Source organism: Rhodoferax sp. AJA081-3 (genome assembly GCF_017798165.1).
GTDB lineage: Bacteria > Pseudomonadota > Gammaproteobacteria > Burkholderiales > Burkholderiaceae_C > Allorhodoferax.
The window spans coordinates 2,157,390-2,182,712 of sequence record NZ_CP059068.1; the positions used below are offsets into that span (position 1 = coordinate 2,157,390).

Sequence of the window (25,323 nt, forward strand, 5' to 3'; positions counted from 1 at the left end):
TCTCAACCCACACGCGAAGGAGTGCTTCCATGATTGTTCATACACCCACCCCCCTCGTGCTGGCCGCCTGAGATGCTTGAGTTCGCCCACTTGATCTGCGTTACATCCTGAACTAAACCACAACGCTGGTCTTCGCCCTGTTGCACAGGGCATGTGTCTTCTCTGTCTTTGTCGGGCCGCCCGCTGGTCCTGCCTATTCCATTTTTAATTTGGCCCTGTCGCCGCTTGTGGCGTGTCGTATCGGCACGTCTGGCGCTGGGTCACACAAAGACACAGACACCATCATGAACATCGAATTTTCTTTTGAGACACTGCGCCGCCTAGGGCTGACTCCCGCCATGGCGCAAAGCCTGGCCACTGCGGATGTGGCCAACAACACCAGCATCCCCCTGGATGCAACACCACCCCAGTGGATGCGCGTAGCCGCCGTGCACCGCGAGACGGTGGAAGTGCACGACGGCACCGTGCAATGCTCGGCCCGCTGTGCCGCACGGCTGACCCGGGAGCTCATCGACGAGGGCAGTGCCCTGGCCGTTGGCGACTGGGTGTTGTGCACGCTGGACGAACACCAGCAGCTGTGGGTGAGCACCCGTGTGCAGCCGCTGAACCAGATCGTGCGGCGCGATGCAGACGGCAGCCGCCACACCGTGGTCAGCAACGTGGATACCGCACTGCTGGTCATGGGCATGGACCTGGACTTCAACCTGCAGCGGCTGGAGCGTTATCTGGCACTGGTGGGTAGCAGCGGCGTGTTGCCCGTGGTTGTGCTCACCAAGGCCGACATCGCAGAACACGCGGCGCCCGGCAGCGTGCAACAGCGCATGCAGGCCGTGCGCGGCCGCGTAGGCCAGCACGTGGATGTGGTGGCAGTGGATGGGCGCAGTGCGGATGCACAAGCCGCATTACTGCCCTACCTGTCCGCAGGCCAGACCCTGGTGTTGCTGGGTTCGTCCGGCGCGGGCAAAAGCACGCTGACCAATAGCTTGCTGGGCAGCGCCACGCAGGACACGGGCGCGGTGCGCGAGCACGACAGCCGCGGCAAACACACGACCACCGCACGGTCCCTGCACCTGCTACCCACCGGCGCCTGTGTTATCGACACACCCGGCGTGCGTACCCTGCGGCCCGATGTGGACGGCCACACGCTAGGCCAATTGTTTGAAGACATCAGCACACTGGCCCACACCTGCCGCTTCCGCGACTGCCGGCACCAGGACGAACCGGGTTGTGCGGTGCGGGCACAGGTGAGCCCGGAGCGATTGAAAAACTACCAGAAGTTGCTGCGCGAGAGCCGCCGCGACACCATGGGTGTGCTGGAACGCCAGCGCCAGTTGGCGCAGTGGAAAGCCAGAGGCCGCGCAGGCCGCCAGCGACTGGAGTCGAAGCGCGCGGGGCCGGTCAGTTAGACCGGCGTGTTAGTCAGCCGCCGGGTCATCCAGCCCTAGGGTCTTGACCCCGGCGTCGCTGTCGAATTCGCTGAAGTTCCAGAGGCCATTCTGCTGGACCACATGCTCGGGTACCGGGCGTTCACCCGGCAGGGTGCCGGCCAGGGCCTGGCGCATGCTGTCGATCCAGATGGGCATGGCCACTGTGGAGCCGAACTCGCGGCCGCCCAGGGACTTGGGTTCGTCATAACCCATCCACGCGACCGACACAATGCCGTTGGCGTAACCAGCAAACCAGCCATCGACTGCATCCGTGGTGGTGCCGGTTTTGCCGGCCAGGTCCTGGCGCGCCAGTCGTTGGCTGGCCGCCGCTGCCGTGCCGGAGCGGGCCACTTCGCGCAGCATGCTGTCGGTGACAAAGGCATTGCGTTCGTCGATGGCGCGGGCCTCTTCTGCAGGTACCAATGTGCGGTCTGATTCAAACAGCACTTTGCCGCGCGCATCGCTGACACGCTGCACCAGCCAGGGCTTCACCAGGTAGCCGCCATTGGCAAATACGCCGTAGGCGCTGGCCAGCTGCACCGGTGTCACCGAGCCCGTGCCCAGCGCCAACGTCAGGTTGTCGGGGTGTTTGTCGGCGTCAAAACCAAATCGGGGCAAATACTCCAACGCATAGGGCACACCGATGGCCCTGAGTATGCGTACCGACACCACGTTCTTGGACTGGGCCAACGCGTCCTGCATGCGGATGGGGCCGTCGTATTTGCCGTCGTCATTGCGCGGGTCCCACTTCAGGCTCTCGGTGGTGGTGGCCGACAACTGCACGTCGTTGATGATGGTGGCGGGTGCAAACCCCCGCTCCAGTGCGGCCGAATACACAAAAGGCTTGATGGCTGAGCCGGGCTGGCGCCAGGCGCTGGTGGCGTGGTTGAAGTTCTTGCGCCGGAAATCGAAGCCCCCCACCAGCGCGCGGTAGCCACCACTCTGCGCGTTGAGCGAAACATAGGCTGCCTCCACGTCGGGCATCTGCGACATGACCCACTTCTGTTTGGCGTTTTGCGTTACCCGTACCAGTGCACCCGGGCGCAGGCGCAAGGCCTTGTTGGCGTTGGCTTGCAGGGCCGCTGCGGCAAAACCCAATTCGCTGCCACTGATCTGGACCACCTCTCCGGAAGCAAGCTCGGCCTTCAGCGACCTGGCCGCCACCTCGGTCACCACGGCGGGCAACAGGCCTTCACTGGCCGGGTGTTTTTGCAGCAGCGCGTCGATGGCGTCGTCACGCGCGTCTTCGTCTTGCGGCAGGTCGACAAAGGCCTCCGGGCCGCGGTAGCCATGGCGCTGGTCATAGGCCAGCACGTTGCGCCGCACCGATTCATAGGCCGCCAGTTGTTCAGCGTTGTCGATCGTGGTTACCACCTTGAGGCCCATGGTGTAGGCGGCCTCCTGGTATTGGGCCACCATGCTCTGGCGCACCATCTCGGCCACATAGGCACCATGGGCACCCACGGTCGGGCTGGTGTTGGTGGGTGTGGCCTCGACACTGGCCTTGTCAAATTGGGCCTGGTTGATATGGCCCAGACGCAGCATGTTTTTCAACACCATCATCTGCCGCTTCTTGGCACGCGCCGGGTTGACCACCGGGTTGTGGCGGGACGGGTTCTGCGGCAGGCCGGCCAGCATGGCGCTTTGGGCCAGGCTCAACTCAGCCAAGGATTTGCCATAGTAGGTGCGCGCCGCGCTAGAGAAGCCGTAGCTGCGCTGGCCCAGGTAGATCTGGTTCATGTACAGCTCCAGAATCTTGTCCTTGGAGAGCGCATCTTCGATGCGGTAGGACAGCAGTGCCTCCTTGAGCTTGCGTTGCAAGGTCCTGTCCTGGTTCAGAAAAAAGGTGCGCGCCACCTGCATGGTGATGGTGGAGCCACCCTGTTGCACACCACCGGTCAGGTCCGACACCACCGCACGTGCCAGCCCCCGAAAGTCCAGGCCGCTGTGGCTGTAAAAACGCTCGTCTTCTATCGCCAGCAGGGCGTCTTTCAATGTCTTGGGGGTGTCTTCGATGGACACAAAATCACGCCGCTCTTGACCAAACTCGCCAATCAGCACGTTGTCGGCAGTGTAGATGCGCAGCGGCATCTTGGGCCGGTAGTCCGTCACCGCTTCCAGCGTGGGCAGGCCCGGCGCCAGTACCAGCAATGTGTAGCCCACGAGCAGGACGACGGCCAACACCACCAGGGCAGCAAAACCGATCATCCATTGCACGAGTGGCTTGTCTTGGATAGAAAACATAAAGGAGGGGGGATGGGTAATAGAGACACCGCGCCGTATGCAGCGCTTGGCGGGCGTATTGTGGCCGAGGAATGGGCGGGTCGTTAAAATCGGTGGTTCTGCCACCCCACGCCCCGGCTTTCCCCATGCACCCCATTTCACCACCCCGCACGTCGGTGCCCACCGTTTTGGTCACGGGTGCGGCCAAACGCCTGGGCCGCGATATTGCGCTGGCATTGGCGGCGGCAGGCTGGCGGGTGGCCGTGCACTACCGAGGCTCACTGGAAGATGCTACGAAAACAGTAGCTGATTGTTCAGCATTGACGGGGGGTTCCGCCGCTTTTCATGCAGACCTGTCGGATGAATCGGCCGTCCGGGGCCTGCTCCCCACCGTGATCCAGTCCCTGGGCCATGTAGATGCCGTGGTCAACAGCGCATCCACCTTTGAACACGACACCAGCGCCAGCTTCAGCTTTGCGGCTCTGGAAAAACATATGCGCAGTAACGCTGGCGCGCCTATTTTGCTGGCCCAGGCCCTGCACGCGCACATCGCAGAACGTGGGGAATTCCCCGCCGGGCCGCACCAAGGGGCATTAGCCCCCACGGGGGGCAGCGACCCGCGCAGCGGCGGAGCGTGGGGGCGTGGCGTGGTCATCAACTTGCTGGACCAGAAGTTGTGGAATCAGAATCCTGATTTCATGAGCTACACGCTGTCCAAAGCCGCTTTAGAAGCCGCCAACACCATGCTGGCCATGTCCCTGAGCCCGCTGGTGCGGGTGGTCGGTGTGGCACCCGGCCTCACTTTGACCAGCCATATGCTCAGCGACGACAAGTTCCAGGCCTTGCACAAATTGTCACCATTGGGCCGGTCATCCACCCCCCAGGACGTGGCGGCCGCCGTACTGTTTGCGCTGCAGAACCAATCCATCACCGGCACCACGCTGCTTGTAGACGGTGGCCAGCACCTGATGCGCTTTGAGCGCGATTTTTCCCTGATGTGAAAGCCACACAAACTATGCAACACACCACGGGAAACCAGACCCTGACCCTGACCGGCCTGCGTTTTGACGCCAATCTGGGCATTCTGGAGTCCGAAAAAATCGCGCCCCAGCCCATCCAGGTGGATGCGGAGTTGAGCCTGGGCGCCCAGCCCCTGCTGCCGCACGATGACGACATCCACCACGTGCTGGACTACCGCAAGGTGCGCCAAATCATCATCAACGAATGCACGGCCGAACACGTGAACCTGCTGGAGACCCTGATCGGCAAGCTGGCCCACCGCCTGATGCAATTGCCCGGCGTGCTGGGCGTGCGCGTCAAGATCGCCAAACTGGAGATTTTTGACGATTGCGAAGTGGCGATACGGGTCGAAGCGGGGCAGTGGTAAGCACCCTCGCTTGGTAGCCAGGGTGGGGCCTAACGCAGCACCGAAATGCTGACTGACGTACAATATGTACAACTTAGTACGTCACAATCCCCTGTTCATGAATAACAAACTCACCCTGCGCATGGACGAGTCCCTGATCGCCAGCGCCAAAGACTATGCGGCTGCCAATGGCAGTTCGGTCTCGCAGATGGTGGCCAACTACTTCGCCGCGCTCACGCAAACGCAAGTTGCCGCAGGCACTCCGGGCGAAGCCAAACCGCGCACCAGCCGCCAAAAACCGACCACGACTGCAGGCCCGGTTACCCGCAGCCTGGTGGGTATCCTCAAACCGCCAGCCGGACAAAAGCCGGTTGCAGAGGATGACTACCGCGCCTATCTGGAGCGCAAACACCTAGGCAGCGGTTCGGAGCAGCGGTCGTGATTCTGATCGACACCAATGTGATACTGGACCTGCTGCTGGAGCGGCCTGAACACGTGGCTGCTGCCCGCCAGGTGAGCGACAAGGTGGAGTCTGGTGAGCTGCACGCGATGCTGTGCGCCACCACCGTCACCACCATCGACTACCTGGCGCGCAAACAATTGGGCACGGATGGCGCCAAAGCCGCCGTGCATGCCCTGCTCAGCCTGTATGACATTGCGGCCGTCACCCGCAGCACGCTGCAGCTGGCGCTGGATGCCGATATGCCCGATTTTGAAGACGCCGTGCTGGCCCATGCCGCCCACCAGGCCGGTGCCCACGCCATCATCACCCGCAATCTGCGGGACTTTGCCAAGAGCCCGGTCCGGGCCTACACCCCCATCCAATATCTGGCCTTGCAAGCCACCTAACTAACTTGACAGAGCCACTTGTATGAACGCCATGAACGAATCCATTGCCTGGGTCGCCCCAGAAGAAGAAGCCGCACCCGTCAAGCGCGAGCGCAGCGCCGAGGAACGCGCCGCCCACGAGACCCACAAGCTGGAAAAGCGCCTGTGCCGCCAGGTGGGCCAGGCCATCATCGATTTCAACATGATTGAAGAAGGCGACCGCATCATGGTGTGTATGTCCGGCGGCAAGGACAGCTACGGCATGCTCGACATCCTGCTGAAGATGCAGCAGCGCGCACCCATCAGCTTCGAAATCGTGGCCGTCAACCTGGACCAGAAGCAGCCCGGCTTCCCCGAGCACATCCTGCCCGAGTACCTGAAAAGCCTGGGCGTGGAGTACCACATCGAGACGCAGGACACCTACTCCATCGTCAAGCGCAACATCCCCGAAGGCAAGACCATGTGCAGCCTATGCAGCCGGCTGCGCCGGGGCATCTTGTACAACGTGGCACGCAAGCTCAAGTGCAACAAACTCGCACTGGGCCACCACCGCGACGACATGTTGCAGACCTTCTTTTTGAACATGTTCTTCGGCGGCAAGCTCAAGGGCATGCCACCCAAGCTCAACAGCGACAACGGCGAATTCATCGTCATACGCCCGCTGGCCTATGTGGCAGAGAAGGACCTGATCCGCTGGGCCGAGCACCGCCAGTTCCCCATCATCCCCTGCACGCTGTGCGGCAGCCAGCAGAACCTGCAGCGCGTACAGATCGGCAAGATGCTGCGCGAGTGGGAAAAGCAGTACCCCGGCCGCGCCGAGACCATGTTCACAGCGCTTCAAAACGTGGTGCCCTCGCACCTGATGGACCACACCAAACACGACTTCAAGGCCATCAAAGCCACCGGCATCCCAGACGCCGATGGCGACACCGCCTTTGACCAGGAAGAGCCTGTTGCACCCAAGCTGTCGGGCCTGCCCGGCCTGTCGGTGGTGATGGGTTGAACACCGCACTGATGACCGGCGCGACCCGCATCATTGCCATACGCCACGGCGAGACCGCCTGGAATGTCGAGACTCGGCTCCAGGGCCATCTGGACATCGGTCTGAATGTACGCGGCCAATGGCAGGCCGCCCGCGCCGCCGAGGCCCTGGCCGACGAAGACATTGCCGCCATCTACAGCAGCGACCTCTCGCGCGCCAGCGCCACCGCGCAGGCGATTGCTGACAAATCCAGCCGGCTGGGTGCACGGCAATTGCGGCTGAACAACGGCCTGCGTGAACGTGGTTTTGGCATTTTTGAAGGCCAGACCTACGCGCAGATAGCCTCCGACTGGCCAGAAGAATCGAAACGCTGGCGCCAGCGTGACCCCCACTTTGCGCCGCATGGCGGCGAAACGCTGACCCAGCTGCGCGACCGCATCGCCGCCACCGTCAACACACTGGCCAGCCAGCATGTGGGGGAACAGATCGTGCTGGTGGCACATGGCGGCGTCATGGATGCGCTGTACCGCCTGGCCACACGGCAAACCATTGAATCCCCCCGCACCTGGGACCTGGGCAATGCTGCCATCAACCGCCTGCTGTGGACGCCCGACGGCCTGAGCCTGGTGGGCTGGTCTGACACCCGACACCTGGAAGACGCCGAAACACTCGACGAGACAAGCACTTAGAATTACCCCCACGCTCCACCGCTGCGCGGGTCGCTGCCCCCCCGAGGGGGCCTTCGCGCCTAGGGGCGGCCCGGCGGCGCTCAACAACAAGGATCGATCCCATGCAAACCAAAGCCGCCGTCGCCTGGAAATCCGGCCAGCCACTGACCATAGAAACCGTGGATCTGCAAGGCCCCAGGTTCGGCGAGGTGTTGGTGGAGATCAAGGCCTCGGGCATCTGCCATACCGACTACTACACGCTGAGCGGCGCGGACCCCGAGGGTATCTTCCCGGCCATCCTGGGCCACGAAGGCGCAGGCATTGTGGTGGATGTAGGCCCCGGTGTGACCACGCTGAAGAAGGGTGACCATGTCATCCCGCTGTACACGCCGGAATGCCGCACCTGCAAGTTTTGCCTTTCGCGCAAGACCAATCTGTGCCAGCTGATCCGCGGCACACAAGGTAAGGGCCTGATGCCCGACGCCACCAGCCGCTTCAGCCTGAATGGCGACCCGATTTTTCACTACATGGGCACCAGCACCTTCAGCAACCACACCGTGGTACCCGAGATTGCGCTGGCCAAGATCCGCAGCGACGCGCCGTTTGACAAGGTTTGTTACATCGGCTGCGGCGTCACCACCGGCATTGGTGCCGTGATCTTTACCGCCAAGGTGGAAGCCGGTGCCAACGCCGTGGTGTTTGGTCTGGGCGGTATTGGCCTGAACGTGATCCAGGGCCTGAAGATGGTGGGCGCCGACAAGATCATTGGCATCGATTTGAACCCGGCACGCGAAGCCATGGCGCGCCAGTTTGGCATGACGCACTTTTTGAACCCCAAGGACATCGAAGCGGCCGGTGGCAACATCGTCGACGCCATCGTGCAACTGACCGATGGCGGTGCCGACTACAGCTTTGAATGTATAGGCAACACCAAGGTCATGCGCCAGGCGCTGGAGTGCACACACAAGGGCTGGGGCCGCAGCATCATCATTGGTGTGGCCGAAGCCGGTGCCGAGATCAGCACCCGGCCGTTCCAGCTGGTGACCGGTCGCAAGTGGGAAGGCTCGGCCTTTGGTGGCGCGCGGGGCCGCACCGATGTGCCCAAGATCGTGGACTGGTACATGGACGGCAAGATCAATATCGACAGCCTGATCACCCACACCATGCCGCTGGAAGATATCAACAAGGGCTTTGACTTGATGAAAAGCGGCGAGTCGATCCGCGGTGTTGTGCTGTTCTGATGGCCGACGGTTTGCTACTGCTGAGTGAACACGCCTCATTTGGCGGTGTGCAGCGCTTCTACCAGCACGACTCCGCTGCCATTGGCCTGCCCATGCGCTTCTCGGTTTACCTGCCGCCGCAGGCCACCAGCCAATCAGTCCCTGCACTCATGTACCTGGCCGGGCTGACCTGCACCGAAGAAACCTTTATGGCCAAGGCAGGCGCGCAGCGTGTAGCGGCCGAACTGGGCCTGGCCCTGATTGCGCCCGACACAAGCCCGCGCGGTGCAGGCATTGCGGGTGAAGCCGATAGCTGGGACTTTGGGCTTGGCGCGGGCTTTTACCTCAACGCCACGCAGGCGCCGTGGTCGGCGCACTACCGCATGGAAAGTTATCTGTTGCACGATCTGCTGCCGCTGATTAGTGAAGCCTTGCCCATCGACACACAACGCCTGGGGATCACTGGCCACTCCATGGGCGGGCACGGTGCGCTGACGCTGGCCCTGCGCCACCCAGGACGCTTCCAATCCTTGTCCGCCTTTGCCCCTATCTGTGCGCCCAGCCAGTGCCCTTGGGGCCAGAAGGCATTCACCGGCTATCTGGGCGATGCGCCGGAGGCCTGGGCGCAGCACGATGCTTCGGCGTTAATGGGTTTGCGCAGCAGTGCGTTGTTTGCACAGGGCATCCTCATCGACCAGGGCCTGGGCGACAAGTTTCTGGACACCCAATTGCATCCACACCTGTTCGAGAACGCCTGCGCAAAGGCAAACCAGCCGCTGACACTGCGCCGCCACGCGGGTTACGACCACGGTTACTACTTCATCAGCACCTTCATGGAAGACCACCTGCGCCACCATGCCGTAGCGCTGGGCATTGGCGGCGTGGCGGCTGGCGGTTAATAAACCGCTGTCGGCTGGGACAGGCCCTGCAGCTTCTTGCTCAGCAGCGCCACACTGGGGCCCTGGTTGTTGATGGCGCGCATCGTCGCCAATTGTTTGTTCGCCGCATCCAACTGACCATGGCGGCTGTAGGCAAGGCCCAGGTAGAAATGGATCTCTTCAAACCCGGTGGTCAACTTTTCGGCACGCTCCAGTGCCGCAATGGCGTCGCGCCATTGGCCACTCTCCACGGCCTTGACGCCTTTGCCCAGCCAGTAGTAGGGGTCTTCGTGCTGGCGCTGGGCCAGCTGGTCGGCATACAACTGCGCCTCGGCCGTGCGGCCCTGTGCCGCCAACACCCTTTGCATGGCCGCCAGCTGGGCATAACTGGGTTCACCCAGGGCCATGGCCTGGCGCAAGAGTTTTTCAGCGCCCTGGTAGTGACCGGTGCGCGCATACAGCTGGGCCAAGTTGTTGAACGCTGGTGCGTAGTCCGGTGCCAGCGCCAGGGCCGCGCGGTAGTAGGCGTAGGCATGGTTGTAGTTGCGTTGCAGCAGGTACTCGGTGGCCCGGTTGTTATAAAAGCGCGCCATGATGGCCTCTTCTGACAGGCGCATGCCGGGGCGCAGTGAGCCGCCCTGGGGTTCAAAGTCGATCACAAAACTGCCTGCGCCATAGGTGCTGCCGTTCACCGACACATCCACCTTGTTGCGCACAAACAGGTTCACATGGCCGTTGATCAGATCGAAGCCCTCGCGCCGGTCCATCACTACCGGGACGGACACCTCTTGCATGCGGGCTTCGATACCCAAAAACTTGGCCGCGGTGTAAGCCAGAATGGTCAGCGACAGGCAGTCGCCCCGCTTCTCGCGCCAGGTTTGTGCTGCCCCAGTGGTGTGGCCTGCGGTATAGGCCAGGCGGATGCCGTTGGGGCCGTACAGGCGCGAGAGCAGGATGTCCATGCGTTTCTCGGTGCTGAAGCCTATGCGGTCATCCGACTTCAGGTCGCGCACCAGGGTCTCGTCCAGCCCGAAAAGCGTTTCACGGGTTTCGGTGACCAACGCGGGGTTGTACTGGAAAGCCTGGTCCTGCCACACATCCGCAGGCAACGAACCCGCCACACGTTGGGTGGCACAGCCGCCCAAGGCCAGCACACAGGCCACAACAACACAGACTTTAGACAAGCGCATGGCACACCTCGCACAGTTTTTCATGGGACGCACTGAGCACAGTATGGTGCGAAAACCTTAGGATTTCCATAGGGTTGGTCCGGATTTAACGAAGCGCTTGCTCGGCGAAAATACAGCCATGAGCAAAGTTATTGTTTTCGCCACTCCCGTCTTCCTGTTACTGATTGCGCTAGAGCTTCTGTGGAGCCGCAGACAGAGTAGCCGCACCGCCGGGCAAACGCCCTACCGGCTGAACGACGCCATCAACAGCATCAGCCTGGGCATGCTGAGCCAGCTCACCGGTGTGCTGAGCAAGCTGTTCAGCATTGGCATCTATGTGCTGGTGTTCAACGCGCTGGCGCTGTACCCCGATATGTCCTTCTGGACGACCTGGTATGGCGTGCTGCTGGCCCTGGTGTTCTATGACTTTTGTTACTACTGGCTGCACCGTGCGGGCCATGTGGTGGCGCTGTTTTGGGCCGCACACGTGGTGCACCACCAGAGCCAGCACTACAACCTGACCACCGCCCTGCGCCAGACCTCTACCGGTTTCCTGTTTGGCTGGGTTTTTTACATCCCCATGGCATTGGCGGGTGTACCACCGGAAGTCTTTGGTGCCGTGGCGCTGATCGACCTGCTCTACCAGTTCTGGGTGCACACCGAGCAGGTGGGCAAGCTGGGCTGGTTTGACCGCGTGTTCTGCTCACCCAGCAACCACCGTGTGCACCACGCGGTAAATGACCCGTATATCGACAAAAACTACGGCGGCATCCTGATCCTGTGGGACCGCCTGTTTGGCACCTTCCGCGAAGAGACCGAGCCCTGCGTCTACGGCACGCGCGGCCTGCTGAACAGCTGGGACCCGCTGTGGGCCAATGTGGATACCTACGCGTCCTTGGCCAAGGACTCTTGGCGAACGCTCAACTGGAGCGACAAGATCAAGCTTTGGTTCAAGCCACCCGGCTGGCAGAGTGCCGAGATGGCGCGCACCAACCCTAAACCGCCGTTTACCCTGGCGTCGGTGACGCTCTACAACCCGCCACTGAGCACCCCACAGCAGTGGTTTGCAGGCCTGCAGTTTCTGCTGGCCATGGCCGCCGTGCTGGCCTTCTTGTGGCATGTGGACACGATGTCTTTCACCAACAGCGCGATCTGGTGCGCAGCCATTGCCGCGGGCCTGTGGGCCAATGGCCACTTCATGCAGGGCAAGCTGCACATGCTGGAGGTGCTGGCGGTACAGAGTGGCGCCCTGGCCACTGTGGCCGCACTGGGCCTGATGGACGGCTATATGGTGTTCAAACCCTTGACCATGCTGATTGCTATTGCTTTTGTAGCTACAAGAGCAAGAAGTATCGGGGCTACAGGCCAATTTGACATATTGCTTATGGTGGCCCTGGTGTTTTCGCTGATAGGCGATGTGTTTTTGATGCTGCCGGGCAACTACTTCATCCCCGGCCTGGCGTCTTTCCTGGTGGCCCACATCTTCTATATCGCGTTGTTCCGCCAGGGCCAAACATGGTTCCCCAGCAAAAAGGCCTTGGTGTCAGTGCTGGCGGTGGGCGTGGTTATGTACGGCATCGTCTGGGGCGGCCTGGGTGACCCGGTGCTGAAGGCGGCCGTCGCCGCCTATGTGGGCGTCATCTCGCTGATGGCGGCCCAGGCCATAGGCCGCGCCACCGTTCAAGGCAGCCAAGACGCCGGTGCCGGCTGGGTGGCGCTGGGCGCCTGTGTGTTCATGGTCAGTGACTCGCTGATCGCCATCAACAAGTTTGTGACGCCGGTGGCGCTGTCATCGCTGTGGATTCTGGCGACCTACTATGCGGCGCAACTGTTGATCGTGCACAACGCGCGGATGCCAAAGTATTGAAGGCAATAAGGAGCCTAGTGCGCTGGCACCGCTCCCGGCGCTGACGCATCCTCAGCCATGATGCAGCGGTTGCGGCCGGTCTGTTTGGCCTTGTAGAGGGCTGCGTCGGAGCGACCCAAGGCACTTTCGATGCTTTCACCCACGCCAACCAGACTCACCCCCATGCTCACCGTGACCGGGTGACAGCCTTCGATCGGCGTTTTCTCAATAGCCAGACGTATAGCCTCCGCCAAGGCAAAACCTTGGGTGGCATCGGTGTTGGGCGCCACCACCAAAAACTCCTCCCCACCCCAACGCACCAGTAAATCGGACGCACGCAACATGCCCTTGGCAACACGCGTCATTTCCTTGAGCACGTGGTCTCCCATCTCATGGCCATAGCTGTCGTTGATTTTCTTGAACTTGTCCACGTCCACCATGATGAGGGTGAACGGTAGGCCCTCACGCTGAGTGCGCTCGTACTCTCTGCTCATGAATTCATTGGCACTGCGCCGGTTGGCTGCGCCAGTGAGGGTGTCGGTCATGGCCATATCGCGCAATTGGCGCATGAGGTCGGCTTTTTCGTAGTTCCAATCAATGATGCTCAGACCGAAACTTGCCAGAGTCCCCAGCTCTGCCATCACCTCCAGCCACTCGCGCGGGAAATTGCGGCGGCGGTCCAGCATCAAGCACAAAGCGCCCAACGTATTGGCGGCCTCATCAAACATGATGGACTCCGCCAAAATGGGCGTGCCCACGATGGTGCGCACACCCATCGCATGGAAGAACCGATTTTCTTTCAGCCCACCTATTTTGGCGAGCGAATCCGCAATGACAAATTCGCCCTGAATGAGGGCAGGAAGCACGCCCAGCGTGTTGCCTCGCACAGACTGCAGCATGTTCTCGCAGCCTTGCAAAAAATTGGCGCGCTCTTCGTCATCGCGGGACATGCAGGCATCAAGCTGCATGACATCGCTCGCATCTTTGTGCAAAAACGCCACCCCCACAATACCCGGGCACTTGCGTAACTCATGGCACATCAAAAACGACAGCTCATTCACGTCCTTAATGCCCATCAGCGCTTGCTGCAATTTAGAGCGCACCAGCAGCAGCACTTTGAGCTCGCGCTCCACTTGCAACTGACTCTCAGACTTGCGTTTGTCTGACAGGTAGTAATTGACACCGCGCAGCTCGCACCGCGTTTGCAAGTGCTCGCCATGGGTGTTGTAGGTTGCCACACCGTTGAGCGAAACGTCCAAAATAGAACCATCCTTGCGGCACAGCTGACACACCACCGTGTCGGTGCTGGGATTGCTGCTGGTGGTCACGAGTGCCTCTTGTACGGCTTGCCGACTCTCGGGCTGTACGTAGCCTTCAAATGGGGTGCCTATGACCTCGTCGATGGTGTAGCCCATGGTCTCCAGCCAGGCGGTATTGAGGTCAACAATGTCGCCACGGTCATCCAAGCGCTGTGTCATGTCAAACGCATCGGCTTTGCGTGCCATGTCTTCCAAGCGGCGTGTCAACTCCGCAGAAAGGTAGGGGCTTAGACAGTAGTGCTTCAGGCCATACGGCATCAAGTCCAAAAGCCAGGCAGCAGCGCTGGCCGGGCACAAAGCCAGCGTCTCCATGCCGACGCGGCTACCAATCAACTCACCCAAGGCCCGCACATGCTCTGAGCGCGCAAAACTCTCTAAATCGAGAACCAGCAGATCGATGGGTTTTTGCCGAAGCAGGTTGGCAGCATCGTCCGTGGTGGTGACGAAATGTCGCCGTCCCATGTGGGTTTTGCATTCAGCTTCGAACTGCTTGCTGCGCTCCGGGTCGGTGCCAACAAACAGCACTTCGCGGGCATGTTTTTGATCTTTGTTTTGTATGGTCACTGTGTATTCACCCATTGGCGGTTCTCTTAAGAACGCACGGATCAAAGATTCAACCAAGTCAAGGACAGTATGGCACGGGTTGGAAAAATCCAAATGCTGCTGGCCGAGGGAAACATCACGCTCGGCGAACGGGCGACAAGATCAGGCTCTGGTCCAAGCCCCCCGCTGAGGGTGCCGCGATTATTGACCGTGCACAACGCACGCAAAGCCTAACTATCTGCTGTGAACTTGTAATGCTGCCTTGAGCCTGCGCACCTCGCGCTGCAAATCCAGAATCAACGCGGCGGCTTGCAGGTCCACACCAAAATCCCGCTCCAGGCGGCGCGCCTCCAGAGCGCTTTGCAAATCTCCGCTGCCAAAACACCACGCCTGTGGCGGACCGGATGCGGCGGGCACCTCGACAATGCCTGCCTCCACCAGTTGCACCACCCACTCCAGCGTGGCGCCGCAGGCGTAGGCCAGCTCCTGGGCCACAAGGGGCTGGTCCTGGCTGATGGCGCATATGGCATTTGCGTCCACAAACACCGTAGCGCGGGTATAGCTGGTGGACATGCTCACACCCCTCCTTCCACACCCAGGTGGCGCCTGGGGTTAAACGGCGCAGCCTGCGCCAATTGTTCATACGCCTTACGGGCGGCCTCGGTGTCTGCCGGCGGCAGAGCAATGTCCAGCAGCAGGTACAAATGCCCGGGCGGTTTGCCCGGCAACCCGCGCTCCTTCAAACGCAATTTGAGGCCGCTGCGGGCATTCGGTGGAATACTCACCTCAACCACACCACCACTGGGGGTGGGCACCTGTACCTGGGCGCCCAAGGCGGCCTCGGTGGGTGTAACGGGCAGGGTCATGTACAGGTCGTTGCCCTCTATGCGGTAGAGCTTGTGTGGCGCGATGCGCACCTCCAGATAGAGGTCGCCCGCCGGCTCACCGCCGTGGCCGGGCATGCCGTGGCCAGTCAGCCGCACAAACTGGCCCGGGTGCACACCCGCGGGGATTTTGACCGTCAGTGTGCGGTTGACGAAATGGGGTTGGCCCTGGGCATCGGTCTCCAGCGCACGCAGGGCGATGTCGCGCTGCGCACCGTGGATGGCGTCTTCCACCGAGATCTCGATGGCCGCATGGTGGTCTTCACCCCGCGCACGGTAGTTGCCACTGGCGGCGCCACGCTGGGCACCCTTGCCAAACACGGAAGAGAAGAATTCACTGAACTGGGCATGGTCGGCTGGGCCCTGGCCTGCACGGTTGTGGAACTCGAACCCCTCATCCCAGCCGGGCGGTGGTTGAAAGCCGCCACCCTGACCCGCGGCACCGGCACCGGCACGGGCCACGCGATCAGCCAGCGCGTCGTATGCGGCGCGTTTTTCCTTGTCGCGCAACACATCGTTGGCCTCGTTGATATCGCGCATGCGCACCTGGGCGTCTGCCTCTTTGCTGACGTCGGGGTGGTACTTGCGTGCGAGCTTGCGGTATGCCTTGCGCACTTCCTCATCAGAAGCGCCACGCTCCAAGCCCAGGGTCGCGTAGTAGTCCTTGAATTCCATGCTGCCAGTATGGGCAGCATTTCATAGACAAGGGGTGACAAAGATCAAGGTCTGTGCAAACAGGCACCTACTTCAAGGCCGTGTATCCAGCTTCCGTTTGCACCAGGATAGGCTCTCCTCCGTGCTGACGAAAAAGTATGCGGCCCCAAACATGGCTAGCTCCAATGCGTAGAGCATTTGCGGTACACCGAAACCATACTCAAACACTTCCCACCCTACAAAGGCGAGCAAAACAGCCCCTACAAGCATGAGCGTTGGCTTGATATTTTTGCCCTTTGTCAGGTCCCAAATGATCCAAGCCACCACCAAAGCCCAGATCAAATTGGTCCCCAATATGAGTGGATTATCGAAGCTGATTTCTTGGATTGCATGACCGTCAAAATAGACGGCAAGGAGTGTAGATACACACGAGATCACGAGTGCAATGACCGCTTTTTTAATGTCGAATGGCAATGGAAGTTCTCCCTGGGCTTGGTTTGTAAGGTTTGTATGGGTTATTTGGCATTGGTCCCGCGCACCCACTTCGAACCGGTCTACTGCACCAGGCAGGAGCGACGTTTCTCACGCTGCAGCTCGGTAGGCTCGGGCGTTTTACCGGGGTCTCCCGAGAAGTGCTCCAGCAGACAATTTTCGCCTACGAAGGAGTACCGAAAGATGTGCAACTTGCCCGCCACCGGCACAAACGAGTAATCGCCCGAACACGTCAGCGTGGCCACTGGCACATGGAGTTTGGAAGAGAGGAAAAACCAGCTGCGCTGTCCCGCTGGAATAAGAAACTTCGTTTTGCTCGGGCTGTTGATGGTCGTTCGCTCGCCACAATAACCATCCTGGCCCACATTGAACAACTCCGCGTCGCCCACGATGGCGACCATCGCACGGTCAGCGGGAATGGGCGTTTGTGCGTGCGCCAGGCGGGGCAACAGGGTAGCGGCGAGGGCGAGGGTGAGTGTGGCGGGTGTATTCATGAGAGGGTGATCGTAAAACAAAGACAATGCACACCGTTGCAAGCCATACCCCCATGCCCGAACCATTGATTCCGATCAACCCAGACGAGATCGACTTCTCCGCCATACGTGCGCAGGGTTCCGGGGGGCAAAACGTCAACAAGGTGTCGACCGCCATCCACCTGCGCTACTCCATCCCTGCATCGTCGCTGCCGGATGCCATCAAGGAACGGCTGCTGGCCCTGAGCGACCAGCGCATCACGGCCGACGGTGTGGTGGTCATCAAGGCGCAGACCACGCGCAGCCAGGAGCAGAACAAGGCCGATGCCATAGAGCGCCTGCAAGCCCTGGTGGACAGCGTGGCCGTGTTACCCAAGCGCCGCAAGGCGACCAAGCCCACCAGAAGCTCACAGCGCAAGCGGCTGGAGGGCAAGGCTGTGCGAGGAGACGTGAAGAAGCTGCGGGGGCGGGTGTCGAGCGGGGACTAGTCTGGCCTAGCCAGGGCTTGCAAACCAGAACCGCACCAGCCCCAGGCTCAACGCAAACAGATACCCATAGGCAAACTTGTCGATGCGCAGCACCGCCTGGCCATGGCTCGCGCGCCAGGCGCCCAAGGCGGCCATGCACAGGCCCGCCAAGATGGGGGACAGGGCGGCATTTGCCACCCGCAGGTTCTTGCTGGCCACCAGGTAGTCGGGGAACACCAGCAGGCTCAAGCCACCCGCGATGGCACCAAACACCAGGTAACCCAGTGCTGCCAGCCACGGGTTGGGCTTGCGGCGCACAGACCCGGCCAGCGAATGGAAACCCATGTTGACCAGCAGTTCACCCAGCACCTGCAGCAGCAATTCACCAAAGATGCTGAACACAAACTCAAAGATGGCTTCAATCATTGACTTGCTATCGTTTGTAGAGCACTTCAGGCTTATTACACGGGGGCTACAGGCCGATTTTTCATACGCTCACTCGGCAAACAGCGCACCCTCCGGCGGGTTGCGCGGCGCAACCCCCAGGTGCCGGTACGCCGCCAGCGTGGCAATGCGCCCGCGTGGTGTGCGTTGCAAGTAGCCCTGCTGGATCAGGTAGGGCTCAATAACGTCTTCAATCGTTTCGCGCTCTTCACCAATGCTGGCGGCAATATTGTCCAGCCCCACCGGGCCGCCGTCGAAGCGGTGGATCACGGCCTCCAGCAACTTGCGGTCCATCACGTCAAAGCCTTGCGGGTCCACGTCCAGCATGGCCAGCGCGCGATTGGCAATATCCAGCGTGATGTGGCCGCTGCCCTTCACGTCCGCATAGTCGCGCACGCGGCGCAGCAGGCGGTTGGCAATGCGCGGAGTGCCGCGCGAGCGGCGGGCGATCTCGAAGCCACCGTCGGCATCCATGGGCGCATTCAGCAACCCCGCACTGCGTTTGACGATACGCGCCAGTTCCTCGGGCGTATAAAACTCCAGCCGGGCCACGATGCCAAAGCGGTCGCGCAGCGGGTTGGTCAGCATGCCGGCGCGGGTGGTTGCGCCCACCAGGGTAAAGGGCTGCAGGTCCAGCTTGATGGAGCGGGCAGCGGGGCCTTCGCCAATCATGATGTCGATCTTGTAGTCTTCCAGCGCGGGGTACAAGATTTCTTCGACCACCGGGGAGAGTCGGTGGATCTCATCGATGAACAACACATCGTTCTTTTCAAGGTTGGTCAAGAGCGCGGCCAGGTCCTTGGGCTTTTCCAGCACCGGACCGCTGGTCTGGCGCAGGTTCACGCCCAGTTCGGCCGCGACGATGTGGGAGAGCGTGGTCTTGCCCAGGCCGGGCGGGCCAAACAGCAGCACATGGTCCAGCGCCTCGCCACGCATCTTGGCGGCGCTGATGAAGATCTCCAACTGCTCGCGGATCTTGGCCTGGCCCACGTACTCGTCCAGCAGCTTGGGGCGCAGTGCGCGCTCGATGGCCTCTTCCTGGGGTGAAGTAGGAGCGGCTGACACCATGCGTTTGGATGGCGGGGCGGCGAAATCGTCGGTCTGGATGCTCACGGGGCGGGTACGGGTTAGGGCAAGGGGCGGGTAGGCGCCCACTATAGCGCGCAGCAGGCGCCAGCCGCGGCCGCCATTCAAGTTGCACACGCTTTGGGTCGATACGGTGGCATGAGCCCATTTCCCGCTTCACCTTCCCCCCTGCCCGCCCTGCGCACCCTATGCCTTGCGCTGGGGCTTGCACTGGGCGCCAACGCCTGGGCGGCCGACCCCGCCACTGCTGCACCCGCACCAGCGGCATCCCGCGCCCCGGCCGCCACGCCATCGGCGCCGGCTCCAGCCAAAGCTGCGTCCAAGGAAGGCCGTGATACGGCAAGCAAAACCACACCGGTAGAAAGCCTGCCCACCAACAGCGGATCGGCCATGGCCGAGAAGATACGGGCTGCGCTGTCCGGCACGGCCATCGTCAGCAAGAAGATGACGGTCACGGTAGAAGACAACCCCAAACCTCCACCCCGCACAGCCACACCAACACCCCCCGCAGCCCGCACACTGGCCACCCAGCGCTACCAGCAGGCCCGCGCCGCTGCAGTCGCCGGTCACGCCGCCGCCCCAGCCGCGGGCGACAAAGCCCATGGCGGCGAGGCCCACTGGGCCTATGAGGGTGACACCGGCCCGCAAGCATGGGGCAAGCTCAAACCCGACTTCAACACCTGCGCCATCGGCAAACGCCAGTCGCCCATCAACATTGAAAACGGCAACACCCTGCAGGGCCCGGCCGAGCCGGTGCAGTTTGCCTACACGCCCAGCAATGGCACCGTCGTCAACAACGGCCACACCATCCAGGTGGACGTGCAGGGCGAAAACACCATCACCGTGCGCGGATCGACCTACCGGCTGCTGCAGTTCCACTTCCACACGCCGTCCGAAGAACAGATCAACTCCAAACGCTTCCCCATGGTGGCCCACCTGGTGCACAAGAACAACGAAGGCCAACTGGCCGTGGTCGCGGTGCTGCTGGACGAGGGCGCGGCCAGCCCCTTCATCGACAAGGTCTGGACCTATATGCCGCTGGATGCCAACGACCGCGTACGCATGCCGCAGGGCTTGCTGAACTTGGCCGAGCTGCTGCCCACCGACCAGCGGTATTACCAGTTCATGGGTTCACTGACCACACCACCCTGCTCCGAGGGCGTGTTGTGGATGGTTATGAAGCAGCCGGTCACTATCAGCCGGGGGCAGTACCGGTTGTTTACGCAGCTTTATCCGAACAATGCACGGCCGGTCCAGGCGGTGAATGGGCGGGTCGTGCGGGAGGCGTTGTGAGCCTGTAGGTTTGTAAGCGTTGTGCGTTGGCGGGGCCGCTGGGCTGGGTATCCCTTCTCTGGCCCGCGCTCGTGGGCGGCCGTTTTGGTTTCTTTAGGGTTTTTGCGTCAACGTGTTGATTGGAACGCCTGCTCTGAGGCAACCACGAATGGGGCCGACGAAGGGACACCCAACCCACCGACCTTACGGTGCGTGGTGTAGCGCGCTACAACAAACATAGCGTCATGATTTTATTCCACAGGGGCTACAGGTCATTTTCTTCAAACTCGCGTCGCCAACACTTCACCCCAAAGGCGGGTGGTGTGGCGGGCGGGCGCAGGCCGCACTCGCGGTTGCTGCAGAACTGGCGCGCCCAACACAGCCTTAACGCAATAACCGCGACAAACCCCACAAGGCCTCCCGCGAAGCGAGCCAGAGAACGCCTGCCACGCCACCCGCCGAGCGCAGTCCTTCCGTGCGCCACTGTGAAACGCCCCACAAAAGCAGAGCGCACCGCCATTCAGCGCGCCAGAGCCTTGAGCGCCAGCTTGATCCCGTCACTAACCCCCACATCCGCGGGCAAAGCCTTCAGCGCAGCCGCAGCTTCCTTGTCGCTATACCCCAGCGCCAACAGCGCCTGCAGGATGTCAGCCTGCGCATCGTTGATCAACGTGGCACTGGCGCCAATGTCGGCACCCAGCTTGCCCTTCAGTTCCAGCAACAGGCGCTCGGCCGTCTTCTTGCCAATGCCCGGAACCTTGATCAAGCGACCCGCCTCTTGCAGCGTCACCGCCTGCGACAACTCACCCACGTTCATGCCGGACAACACCGACAAGGCGGTGCGCGGACCAACACCGGAAATCTTGATCAGCTCCCGAAACGCCGCACGCTCCTCTGCCGACTGAAAGCCATACAAAATCTGCGCGTCCTCCCGCACCACAAAGTGCGTCAGCAGCGACACTTTTTCGCCGCTGGTCGGCAGGTTGTAAAACGTGCTCATGGGCACCTGCACCTCGTAACCCACGCCGCCGCAGTCCACCAATACCTGGGGCGGGTTTTTGTCGCTGAGAATGCCTGTCAGTTTGCCGATCATCGTGTGCCCTGGGTAGTTTGCGCTTTGTTGCCTATGATGGAGGACTTTTTCAGGCCTCTTCTCATCTCTATCTGACCGGAATTATCAGCTTGATCCTCCGCCACACTTTCAAACCGTTGAACAACAACCGCCTGTCTCACCTGTGCGGCCCGACCGACGAACATCTGCGCACAATAGAAGTGGCGCTGGACATTCGCATCGCGCACCGGCACGAGCAGTTCAAGATCGAAGGCCCCAAGGCCAAGGCCGAACGTGGCATGGACCTGATCCAGGCGCTGTACGAGCTGGCGGCCAAACCCATCAGCGCGGCCACGGTGCAGCTGATGCTGTCGGGTGATGGTTCTGCAGACGAAAGCGATGGCCCCAGCCTGGCCACCCGCCGCGCCGACCTCAAACCCCGCAGCAAGAACCAGGCACTGTACCTGGACAATATTGCCGAGCACGACATCACCTTTGGCATCGGCCCTGCCGGCACCGGCAAGACCTACCTGGCCGTGGCGGCTGCGGTGGACGCGCTGCAGCGCAGCGCGGTGCAGCGCATCATCCTGACCCGGCCGGCCGTGGAAGCGGGCGAGCGCCTGGGCTTTTTGCCCGGCGATCTGAACCAGAAGGTGGACCCGTATCTGCGCCCGCTGTACGACGCGTTGTACGACCTGATGGGCTACGACCAGGTACACAAGGCGTTTGAGAAGCAGCAGCTGGAAATCGCGCCGCTGGGCTTTATGCGCGGGCGCACGCTGAACAATGCCTTCGTCATCCTGGACGAGGCGCAAAACACCACGCCCGAGCAGATGAAGATGTTTCTGACACGCATAGGTTTTGGTGCCAAAGCGGTGATTACCGGCGATGTGAGCCAAATCGACCTGCCCAAGACCCAGCTCAGCGGACTGGTCGATGCCGAACGTGTGCTGCGCCGGGTCAGTGGCATTGCCATCACCCACCTGACCAGTGCCGACATCGTGCGCCACCCGCTGGTGGCCCGCGTGGTGGATGCCTATGACGCGGCGCGGCTGAGCGAGCTGCCGTCGATAGCCATCCCCGACGAAGAGCCGGAGCTACCCCGCGTGGGCCTGCCCAAGCTGCGCACACCCAGCCGCCGCTCCCTCACCAAACCTTAAAACCTTTCACAACCCGCCACCATGCTGCCCGAACTCACACTCTCCTTGCAATTCAGTGGCGTCGCCAAACCCGACAAACACCGCGCCGCCCTGCCCCGCCACGCCGTCAAAAAGTGGATTCGCCATGCGCTGCAGAGCGATGCCGAAATTACGGTGCGCATCGTGGACGCCGAGGAGGGCCAGACGCTGAACCGCGAGTACCGCAAAAAAGACTACGCCACCAATGTGCTGACCTTTGACTACACCCAGGAGCCTGTGGTCAGTGCCGACCTGGTGTTGTGCGCGCCCGTAGTGGCCGCAGAGGCCAAGGAGCAGAAGAAGACGCTACAGGCCCACTACGCCCACCTGATCGTGCACGGCACGCTGCACGCCCAGGGCTGGGACCATGAACTGGACGAGGACGCGCAGGTGATGGAGCTGCGCGAGACCGAGATCATGGCAAGGCTGGGTTTCAAGAATCCCTACTGAGCGCAACGCAGAACAGTGCCTCGTTTGTATGGCCATGCGCCATACCGTGACAAAGTTCACACCCCGGCGCCGCGCTTAGTCCATTCGGACTATTTACCGTCTGCGCCCCAACCCCTACAGTCCGGGTAACAAATTTTTACACATGGACTCATTAGGGATTTCAGACAATGCGCAATAAGAATTTCGGGATTTTGGTTCGTTCCGCCCTGGCGGCGGCTTTGATGGTCGGTACACAGTGGGCTGCGGCTGAGGTGGTTACCGGCTCCATCATCAAGTTCACCGATGGTATTGGCAACAACCCCGGCGGCGCGTTTAATGGCTCGGTGGTCTCCGGTGGCGTTGGCACCTGGAACAACTCGTTTGAGAGCTTTTGCCTGGAATACAACGAAACCCTCAACGTCACCGGCACCCACTACAAGGTCGGCGGCGTAAGCAACCACACGGTCAACGCAGCGGGCGCCTATGGCACCTACAACGGCAGCGAGCCTGGCCACACGTCCACCCAGGACCCCATCAGCGCCCAGACGGCATGGTTGTTCACACAGTTCTTCACCACCCACCTGTCCAACACCGCTCTGTGGGGCAATGCCAACCAGACGACCAAGAACACGGCTGTGCAGCAGGCCATCTGGTCGCTGGAAGGTGAGCCATCTGGCAGCTTGAGCAGCCTGGCCAATTCCTACAAAACCATGGCCAATGCAGCGGTCTCCTCCGGTGCCTGGAACGGCATTGGCTCGGTACGGGTTCTGAACCTGTACAGCAAAGACGGCCAAGGCAACTACACACGCCATGCACAAGACCAGTTGTACATGGTGTCCGCCGTGCCAGAACCCGAGACCTATGCACTGATGCTGGCCGGTCTGGCCCTGGTGGGTGGCATCGCCCGCCGCCGTCGCAACAAGGCTGCCGCAGCCTAATTGACATACGCCTGGCCCGCCAACGCGGCGCGCCAGGCAGTCAGTTTGTAGTCAAACCCCACCGCGTGGGCCGGGCTGCTTGACGGCAACCTGGCATAACGCAGCCCTGCTGCAGACTGTAGCCCGGGCAGTACGTGGCTATTGAAACTTTTCTCCGCCTCGGCTCCGTTAAACCCCACCAAACGAATCTGCGGGTGTGCGGCAAAAAATGCCGCAAAGTCATTGGGCACACGGGTGCCGGCCTGGATGGCACTGTCCAGACTGCCGGCGCGCACGCAGCTCTGCAATACATCCCACACCGCAAAACCCGCACCGGTCAACGCATCCACCCGCTCGGCATACGGCGCTGCTAAATCAAAACCCACCATGCTGGCCATGATGGGCCAAAAATGGTTGCGTGGATGGGCGTAATACTCCTGGGCCCTCAACGAGGCTACACCTGGCATGCTGCCCAGTATCAGCACCGTTGCCCCGGGCCGTGACAAGGGCGGGAAGCTGGTGACGGTATTCACCGCATCACGCGGCCAGAATGTTGGCTTCGGCCTCAGCCGTCAAGGCGGTGGTGGAATGGCCTGCGCTACCCGCCGCACGCGCCCACGCCAGGGTATCGCGCGCCGTCTCCAGCCACGGGCGGGTGTGTAACCCGGCGTCCACGGCCGCTTGGCTGCTGGCCAGCAGCATGCCACCAAACTCCGGATCCGCCTCAGGAATCCACAGCGGCAGACCCGTCCAGGGTGCGACCTTGGCGTCCACCAACTTGGCATCGTCACACCACACCAGTTCGGCAGCCGTATTGCCACTGGCTTGTTGGCAGGCCTGCAGCAAACTTGCCATGCTGCCGGACGGGCCAATGCCGTGGACCGTGCCCGGCCTTCTCTGCAAGGCCAATTGCACACACCACTGGGCCAAATCCCGTGCGTCGATGAATTGCACGGACCTATCGGGCCGGCCCGGCGCCAGCACCTTGCCACCGCGATCCAGTCGCACGGGCCAGTAGGTGAAGCGGCCCGTGGGGTCGTGCGGCCCCACGATCAGCCCGGGGCGCAGGATGGACACACGCCCAGGCATGGCCGCTGCTATGGTTTCTTCTGCGCGGGCCTTGCCGCCACCGTAACCGTCTGTAGCGGTGGTCAGCGCGGCGGCTTCGTCAAAGGCCTGCCCCGGCGCGAAGCGGGCATAAACCGAAATCGTGGACACAAACACGTAGTGCTGCGCCTGGTCGCGCAGTGCATCGGCTGAGCGCTGCAACTGCTCGGCTGTGTAACCGCTGCAATCCACCACCGCATCAAACTGGCGGCCCTGCAGCGCACGGAGGTCGCCATTGCGGTCACCCTTGAGCTGCTCCACGGGCTGGGTGAAGTGCACCGCGCGGCTGCCGCGGTTGAACAGTGTGACCTCATAACCCGCCGCCAGGGCCGCATCCACCACGTGCCGGCCCAGAAATACCGTGCCACCCAAAATCAAGAGTTTCTTTGCCATTGCCGTC

27 protein-coding genes are annotated in these 25,323 nt (G+C 61.7%); 15 read left to right on the plus strand and 12 right to left on the minus strand.

The genetic code is table 11. The features are described 5' to 3' along the window. The first annotated feature begins 284 nt into the window (after positions 1 to 284). Entirely contained in the window at positions 285 to 1,406 is a 1,122-nt protein-coding gene (gene rsgA / locus HZ993_RS10040; protein WP_209397579.1) for a ribosome small subunit-dependent GTPase A, read from the plus strand. 9 nt (positions 1,407 to 1,415) lie between these two features. Here the strand turns inward: rsgA and HZ993_RS10045 are convergent, their stop codons facing one another. Then, positions 1,416 to 3,671 carry a penicillin-binding protein 1A gene (locus tag HZ993_RS10045; RefSeq protein ID WP_209397581.1) on the minus strand — a complete coding sequence of 752 codons (2,256 nt, stop codon included), beginning with the start codon at positions 3,669 to 3,671 and terminating at the stop codon, positions 1,416 to 1,418. 125 nt (positions 3,672 to 3,796) lie between these two features. Between HZ993_RS10045 and HZ993_RS10050 the strand changes: the two genes are divergently transcribed. From HZ993_RS10050 to fghA, 8 genes are all read left to right on the plus strand, one after another. Then, complete coding sequence (locus HZ993_RS10050; RefSeq protein WP_209397583.1) at positions 3,797 to 4,651, plus strand: SDR family oxidoreductase; 855 nt, start codon at positions 3,797 to 3,799, stop codon at positions 4,649 to 4,651. Between the two features lie 14 nt (positions 4,652 to 4,665). Next, positions 4,666 to 5,037 carry a dihydroneopterin aldolase gene (locus tag HZ993_RS10055; protein ID WP_209397585.1) on the plus strand — a complete coding sequence of 124 codons (372 nt, stop codon included), beginning with the start codon at positions 4,666 to 4,668 and terminating at the stop codon, positions 5,035 to 5,037. A gap of 97 nt (positions 5,038 to 5,134) precedes the next feature. Then, positions 5,135 to 5,458 carry a DUF6364 family protein gene (locus HZ993_RS10060; RefSeq protein WP_209397587.1) on the plus strand — a complete coding sequence of 108 codons (324 nt, stop codon included), beginning with the start codon at positions 5,135 to 5,137 and terminating at the stop codon, positions 5,456 to 5,458. Further along, entirely contained in the window at positions 5,455 to 5,865 is a 411-nt protein-coding gene (locus HZ993_RS10065) for a PIN domain-containing protein (RefSeq protein ID WP_209397589.1), read from the plus strand. Before HZ993_RS10060 ends, HZ993_RS10065 begins: the two co-directional genes overlap by 4 nt. 22 nt (positions 5,866 to 5,887) lie before the next feature. Next, complete coding sequence (ttcA, locus tag HZ993_RS10070; RefSeq protein WP_209397591.1) at positions 5,888 to 6,847, plus strand: tRNA 2-thiocytidine(32) synthetase TtcA; 960 nt, start codon at positions 5,888 to 5,890, stop codon at positions 6,845 to 6,847. Positions 6,848 to 6,858: 11 nt separating this feature from the next. Beyond that, entirely contained in the window at positions 6,859 to 7,515 is a 657-nt protein-coding gene (locus HZ993_RS10075) for a histidine phosphatase family protein (RefSeq protein WP_209398395.1), read from the plus strand. Between the two features lie 101 nt (positions 7,516 to 7,616). Beyond that, the gene (locus HZ993_RS10080) at positions 7,617 to 8,735 is read left to right on the plus strand and encodes an S-(hydroxymethyl)glutathione dehydrogenase/class III alcohol dehydrogenase (protein WP_209397593.1); all 1,119 of its coding nucleotides are present in this window, start codon (positions 7,617 to 7,619) and stop codon (positions 8,733 to 8,735) included. Next, on the plus strand, positions 8,735 to 9,613 hold the full coding sequence (fghA, locus tag HZ993_RS10085) for an S-formylglutathione hydrolase (RefSeq protein ID WP_209397595.1): 879 nt from the start codon (positions 8,735 to 8,737) through the stop codon (positions 9,611 to 9,613). Before HZ993_RS10080 ends, fghA begins: the two co-directional genes overlap by 1 nt. Here fghA and HZ993_RS10090 read toward each other — a convergent pair. Next, positions 9,610 to 10,782, minus strand: coding sequence for a tetratricopeptide repeat protein (locus HZ993_RS10090; protein ID WP_209397597.1), 1,173 nt, complete (start codon positions 10,780 to 10,782; stop codon positions 9,610 to 9,612). The genes fghA and HZ993_RS10090 overlap by 4 nt on opposite strands. Before the next feature lie 118 nt (positions 10,783 to 10,900). On the opposite strand from HZ993_RS10090, the gene HZ993_RS10095 reads away from it, so the two are divergent. Further along, positions 10,901 to 12,628, plus strand: coding sequence for a lysoplasmalogenase family protein (locus tag HZ993_RS10095; RefSeq protein WP_209397599.1), 1,728 nt, complete (start codon positions 10,901 to 10,903; stop codon positions 12,626 to 12,628). 14 nt (positions 12,629 to 12,642) lie between these two features. Here HZ993_RS10095 and HZ993_RS10100 read toward each other — a convergent pair whose 3' ends face one another. The 5 genes from HZ993_RS10100 to HZ993_RS10120 form a co-directional block, all read right to left on the minus strand. After that, positions 12,643 to 14,505 carry a GGDEF domain-containing protein gene (locus HZ993_RS10100; protein WP_209397601.1) on the minus strand — a complete coding sequence of 621 codons (1,863 nt, stop codon included), beginning with the start codon at positions 14,503 to 14,505 and terminating at the stop codon, positions 12,643 to 12,645. A 198-nt stretch (positions 14,506 to 14,703) separates the two neighbouring features. Continuing rightward, a complete protein-coding gene (locus HZ993_RS10105; RefSeq protein WP_209397603.1) occupies positions 14,704 to 15,042 on the minus strand; it encodes a chaperone modulator CbpM in 339 nt (112 codons plus the stop codon). A 2-nt stretch (positions 15,043 to 15,044) separates the two neighbouring features. Then, entirely contained in the window at positions 15,045 to 16,028 is a 984-nt protein-coding gene (locus HZ993_RS10110) for a DnaJ C-terminal domain-containing protein (protein WP_209397605.1), read from the minus strand. 72 nt (positions 16,029 to 16,100) lie between these two features. Next, entirely contained in the window at positions 16,101 to 16,481 is a 381-nt protein-coding gene (locus HZ993_RS10115) for a hypothetical protein (protein WP_209397607.1), read from the minus strand. A gap of 80 nt (positions 16,482 to 16,561) precedes the next feature. Further along, entirely contained in the window at positions 16,562 to 16,993 is a 432-nt protein-coding gene (locus tag HZ993_RS10120) for a hypothetical protein (protein ID WP_209397609.1), read from the minus strand. A 53-nt stretch (positions 16,994 to 17,046) separates the two neighbouring features. Between HZ993_RS10120 and arfB the strand changes: the two genes are divergently transcribed. After that, the gene (gene arfB, locus HZ993_RS10125) at positions 17,047 to 17,460 is read left to right on the plus strand and encodes an alternative ribosome rescue aminoacyl-tRNA hydrolase ArfB (protein ID WP_209397611.1); all 414 of its coding nucleotides are present in this window, start codon (positions 17,047 to 17,049) and stop codon (positions 17,458 to 17,460) included. Positions 17,461 to 17,466: 6 nt separating this feature from the next. On the opposite strand, the gene HZ993_RS10130 is transcribed toward arfB, so the two are convergent. Further along, the gene (locus tag HZ993_RS10130) at positions 17,467 to 17,865 is read right to left on the minus strand and encodes a hypothetical protein (protein ID WP_245213899.1); all 399 of its coding nucleotides are present in this window, start codon (positions 17,863 to 17,865) and stop codon (positions 17,467 to 17,469) included. Between the two features lie 69 nt (positions 17,866 to 17,934). Next, the gene (ruvB, locus tag HZ993_RS10135; protein ID WP_209397612.1) at positions 17,935 to 18,996 is read right to left on the minus strand and encodes a Holliday junction branch migration DNA helicase RuvB; all 1,062 of its coding nucleotides are present in this window, start codon (positions 18,994 to 18,996) and stop codon (positions 17,935 to 17,937) included. A 111-nt stretch (positions 18,997 to 19,107) separates the two neighbouring features. Here ruvB and HZ993_RS10140 point away from each other — a divergent pair, with 111 nt between their 5' ends. Beyond that, the gene (locus HZ993_RS10140; protein WP_245213900.1) at positions 19,108 to 20,262 is read left to right on the plus strand and encodes a carbonic anhydrase; all 1,155 of its coding nucleotides are present in this window, start codon (positions 19,108 to 19,110) and stop codon (positions 20,260 to 20,262) included. Positions 20,263 to 20,761: 499 nt separating this feature from the next. Here the strand turns inward: HZ993_RS10140 and ruvA are convergent, their stop codons facing one another. Then, positions 20,762 to 21,334 carry a Holliday junction branch migration protein RuvA gene (gene ruvA / locus HZ993_RS10145; protein ID WP_209397613.1) on the minus strand — a complete coding sequence of 191 codons (573 nt, stop codon included), beginning with the start codon at positions 21,332 to 21,334 and terminating at the stop codon, positions 20,762 to 20,764. Between the two features lie 89 nt (positions 21,335 to 21,423). On the opposite strand from ruvA, the gene HZ993_RS10150 reads away from it, so the two are divergent. From HZ993_RS10150 to HZ993_RS24385, 3 genes are all read left to right on the plus strand, one after another. Continuing rightward, positions 21,424 to 22,452: a PhoH family protein gene (locus HZ993_RS10150; protein ID WP_209397614.1), complete on the plus strand. Its 1,029-nt coding sequence runs from the start codon at positions 21,424 to 21,426 to the stop codon at positions 22,450 to 22,452. A gap of 21 nt (positions 22,453 to 22,473) precedes the next feature. After that, entirely contained in the window at positions 22,474 to 22,920 is a 447-nt protein-coding gene (ybeY, locus tag HZ993_RS10155) for an rRNA maturation RNase YbeY (RefSeq protein ID WP_209397615.1), read from the plus strand. Between the two features lie 167 nt (positions 22,921 to 23,087). After that, a complete protein-coding gene (locus HZ993_RS24385) occupies positions 23,088 to 23,837 on the plus strand; it encodes a PEP-CTERM sorting domain-containing protein (protein ID WP_245213901.1) in 750 nt (249 codons plus the stop codon). Here HZ993_RS24385 and HZ993_RS10165 read toward each other — a convergent pair. Further along, positions 23,834 to 24,322, minus strand: a complete 489-nt coding sequence (locus HZ993_RS10165; RefSeq protein WP_209398403.1) for a DNA-deoxyinosine glycosylase — start codon at positions 24,320 to 24,322, stop codon at positions 23,834 to 23,836. The genes HZ993_RS24385 and HZ993_RS10165 overlap by 4 nt on opposite strands. A gap of 31 nt (positions 24,323 to 24,353) precedes the next feature. Continuing rightward, positions 24,354 to 25,316 carry an NAD-dependent epimerase/dehydratase family protein gene (locus HZ993_RS10170; protein WP_209397616.1) on the minus strand — a complete coding sequence of 321 codons (963 nt, stop codon included), beginning with the start codon at positions 25,314 to 25,316 and terminating at the stop codon, positions 24,354 to 24,356. Positions 25,317 to 25,323 lie beyond the last annotated feature (7 nt).